Origin of the sequence: Candidatus Sulfotelmatobacter sp., from assembly GCA_035498555.1 — a bacterium.
Lineage (GTDB): Bacteria > Eisenbacteria > RBG-16-71-46 > RBG-16-71-46 > RBG-16-71-46 > DATKAB01.
Genome location: DATKAB010000187.1, coordinates 1 through 3,809 on the forward strand (window position 1 = coordinate 1; position 3,809 = coordinate 3,809).

Genomic DNA, 3,809 nt, shown 5'->3' on the forward strand with positions numbered 1-3,809 from the left:
TGATTCCCGCGGCGCTGGTGTCGTCGGTGATCTTCGGCTTCGGTCATCTCTACCAGGGGCCGCGCGGCATCCTGCTCACTTCGCTGGTGGGCGGTTTCCTCGCCGCGGTCTACCTGCTGTCGCGCTCGCTGTTCCCCGGCATGCTGTTCCATTTCCTGATGGACGCCTACTCCGGGCGCCTCATGTACGCGGTGTATCGCGACGCGGGCCAGTCGCCGCCGACCGCTCCCGAGGTCGCGGCGTGAGCGAGAGCTACGACGTCGCGATCGCCGGACTCGGCGCGATGGGCAGCGCCGCCGCCTACCATCTCGCGCGCCGCGGGCAGCGCGTCATCGGATTCGATCGCTTCGCGCCGCCGCACGATCGCGGTTCTTCGCACGGCGAGAGCCGCATCATCCGCGTCGCGTATTTCGAGGATCCGCGCTACGTGCCGCTGGTGAAGCGGGCGTGGGAGCTGTGGCTCGAGCTGGAATCCGAGTCGGGTGCCGACCTGCTCCAATCGACCGGCGGTCTGATGATCGGGCCGCGCGAGGGGGTACTGGTGAGCGGCGCGCTCGCGAGCGCGAGCGCTCACGGACTGCCACACGATCTGCTCGACGCCGAGGCGCTGGCGGCGCGCTTCCCGGCGCATCGCCCCAACGACGACGACGTGGCGGTGTGGGAGCCCCAGGCCGGCGTGCTCGATCCCGAAGCGTGCGTGGCCACGCACCTCGAGGGCGCGCGCGTGGCCGGAGCCGCGTTGCGCTTCGACGAACCGGTGGATGGCTGGCAGGCGAACGGCGCCGGGGTGCGCATCGCCACCGGCCGCGACAGCTATCGCGCGCGGCGTCTGATTCTCGCCGCCGGTTCGTGGCTGCCCCGGTTGCTGCGCGAACCGTTGTTCCCGCTCGAGATCACGAGGCAACCGCTGGTATGGTTCGCGCCGACCGTCCCGATCGAGGCATTCGACGCCGAGCGCTTTCCGATCTTCATCCGCGAGCACGAGCCGGGGCGATTCATCTACGGCTTTCCGCGCCGGGCGGGGCGCATCAAGTTCGCGATTCACATGGAGGGCGAAGCCACCGATCCGGACCAGGTGCGCCGCGCGGTCAGCGACGACGAGGTCGAGAAGGTGCGCGCGATCCTCCGGCGCTGCGTGCCGGGTGCCGCCGGGGAATGCGTGGATCGTGCGGTCTGCCTTTACACCAGCACGCGCGACCAGCACTTCCGGCTCGGCCCCCATCCTGCGCACCCGCAGGTTCTGGTGGCCAGCTGCTGTTCTGGCCACGGCTTCAAGTTCTCGAGCGCGATCGGCGAAGTGCTCGCCGATCTGGCCACCGGCGCTCGGCCCGCCTACGATCTGAATCCCTTCGCGCTCGAACGCTGAGCGCGCTCCCCGAATCTCCACTTCGCCCGAGAGCCGCGTGACCGAATTCTCCGCGCCCGCTGCCGTGCCGAATGCGCCGCTTCCCGAGGCCGTGACGCGTCCGATTCCCTCGATGCTGCTCCGGCTCGCTCTGCCGGTGCTGGCGTCGCAGGCATTGCGCCTCGCCTATCAGTGGGTGGACGCCATCTGGGTGCGCGGGCTGGGCGTATCGGCGACCGCGGCCGTGACATCGTCGATCTTCGTCATGTGGTCGGTCTATTCGCTCAACGACATCTTCGCGATCGGCGTCACCGCGTACGTGAGCCAGTTGATGGGAGCCGGCAACCGCGACCGGGCCGGGGTCGCGGCCTGGAAGGGGCTGCGTTCGTCGTTCCTGCTCGGGCTCGTCGGAACCGCGGCCGGACTGTTTGCCGCGCGGCGGCTGTTCCAGCTGATGGGCGGTGATGCGGCCATCGTGGATTCGGGCGGGCGCTATCTTTCGGTGGTGCTGACCGCGGCGCCGCTGCCGATGCTCGGGCTCACCTGCGAGAGCATCATGCGCGCCTCGGGTGACACCCGAACGCCGTTGCTGATCGACCTCGGCGCGGTACTGCTCAACGCCGCGCTCAGCCCGCTCCTGATCTACGGCGTCGGTCCCTTCCCGCGCCTAGGCGTCGCGGGCGCGGGCTGGGCGACGGTGATCGCCCAGGCGGTGATGGTGACGAGCTATCTCACGCTCGCGGCCCGCGGCCATCGCGCGTTTCCGCTGCGCCGTCACGCCGAGGGTGCGCCGGTGCGCATCCGCGGGCTGGCGCGCGTGGGCCTGCCCGCGTGCCTGATCGGTCTGCTGTTCGCGGTCGTCTACATCGCGTTTGCGCGCTCGGCGTCGCGCTTCGGCGCGGCCTCGATGGCGGTGGTCGGCATTGCCAATCGCGTCGAGGCGTTCGAGTTCGTGGTATCGGTGGCGATTGGCTCGGCGGGCGCGGCGCTGGTCGGGCAGAACCTGGGGGCCCGCCGCCCGGATCGCGCGATGGAAGTGTGGCGCACCGGCCTCAAGTGGAGCGGTGGCTTCGCGCTCGCGCTCACCGCGGTCTATCTGCTGTTCCCGCGGCTGCTGCTCGGCATCTTCACCCGAGATCCCGGGGTGCTGCGGGTCGGCGTGCCGTACGTGCGCGTGCTGAGCCTGTGTTTCGTCGCCGCGGGAGTCGAGATCGTCACCGGCGAATCGCTGCTCGGCTCGGGGCACACCCGCGAGATCTCTGCGATCTACACGGTGTTCTCGCTGATTCGAATCCCATTGGCGTTCTGGCTTCCGGACTGGACGGGGACCGGCGCGATCGGCGTCGCGTGGCTGATCACCTCGACGTGTATCCTGCGCGCGATCGTCCTGGTGGGCTGGGCCGCCCGCGGCACCTGGAAGCGCGGACTGCACCGCGAGCTGGGCTGAGATGTGGAGGCGACATGGAATCCCGCTATCCCTACGTGATCGTCGGCGGCGGATTGTGCGCGGCATCGGCGGTCGAAGGCATCCGCTCGCGCGATCGCGAGGGGAAGATCCTGATGCTATCGCGCGAGAACAACGCCCCTTACAACCGCCCGCCGCTCTCCAAGGGTCTGTGGACCGGCAAGGACACGCGCGACAAGCTGCCCGTCCACCCCGACACGTTCTACGCCGAGAACGGCGTCGAGCTGGCGCTGCGGCGCGAGGTGGTGGAGATCGATCCCGTGTCGCGGCAGGTGTGGGACGATCGTGGCACGGCGATCGGCTACGAGCGGTTGCTGCTCGCCACCGGCGGGCGACCGCGGTTGCTCGAGATCCCGGGCGGAACCGGAGCCGGAGTTCAGTACTACCGCTCGCTCGACGACTACCTGCGTCTCGACGGCCAGCTCGGGCAGGTGCAGCACGTCCTCCTGGTCGGTGCGGGGTTCATCGGTCTCGAGTTGGCGGCGGCGCTGCGCGGGAAGGATCGCCAGGTGACGTTGGTCTACCCCGAGGAATATCCGCTGCGGCGCGTGTTGCCGCGCGAGCTCGGCCTGTTCATTGCCGACTACTATCGAGGCAAGGGGGTCGAGACGGTTGCGGGCGAGAGCGTGACGGCGATCGAGGAGGACGGCGGGTTGCTGGTGGCGCGCACCGCGGCCGGCAACCAGATCAACACGCAGTTGATCGTCGCCGGCGTGGGCATGGTGCCCAACAGCGAGCTCGCCGACGCCGCCGGCATCGAGGGCGATCACGGCATCGAGGTGGACGAGTATGGGCGCACCTCCGAGCCGCGCATCTTCGCGGCCGGCGACGTGGCGGAGTATCCGCTGATCGCGCTCGGCATGCGCGTGCGCACCGAGCACGAGGACCACGCCAGGGAGCACGGCCGGGTGGTGGGCGCCAACATGGCGGGGGCCGAGCAGCGCTACGAGCACATTCCGATGTTCTACTCCGACCTGTTCGAGCTCGGCTGGGAGGCGG

4 protein-coding genes are annotated in these 3,809 nt (G+C 69.7%); all 4 read left to right on the top strand.

What is annotated here, in order from left to right; translation table 11 throughout:
- Nucleotides 1–245 (top strand): CPBP family intramembrane glutamic endopeptidase (locus VMJ70_14915; GenBank protein HTO92420.1); only part of this gene is annotated, 245 nt, incomplete at its 5' end.
- Entirely contained in the window at nt 242–1,366 is a 1,125-nt protein-coding gene (solA, locus tag VMJ70_14920) for an N-methyl-L-tryptophan oxidase (GenBank protein ID HTO92421.1), read from the top strand. The genes VMJ70_14915 and solA, both read left to right, overlap by 4 nt.
- 37 nt (nt 1,367–1,403) lie before the next feature.
- Nucleotides 1,404–2,792, top strand: coding sequence for an MATE family efflux transporter (locus VMJ70_14925; protein ID HTO92422.1), 1,389 nt, complete (start codon nt 1,404–1,406; stop codon nt 2,790–2,792).
- 14 nt (nt 2,793–2,806) lie between these two features.
- The coding region (locus VMJ70_14930; GenBank protein ID HTO92423.1) for an FAD-dependent oxidoreductase at nt 2,807–3,809 on the top strand (1,003 nt) is incomplete at its 3' end.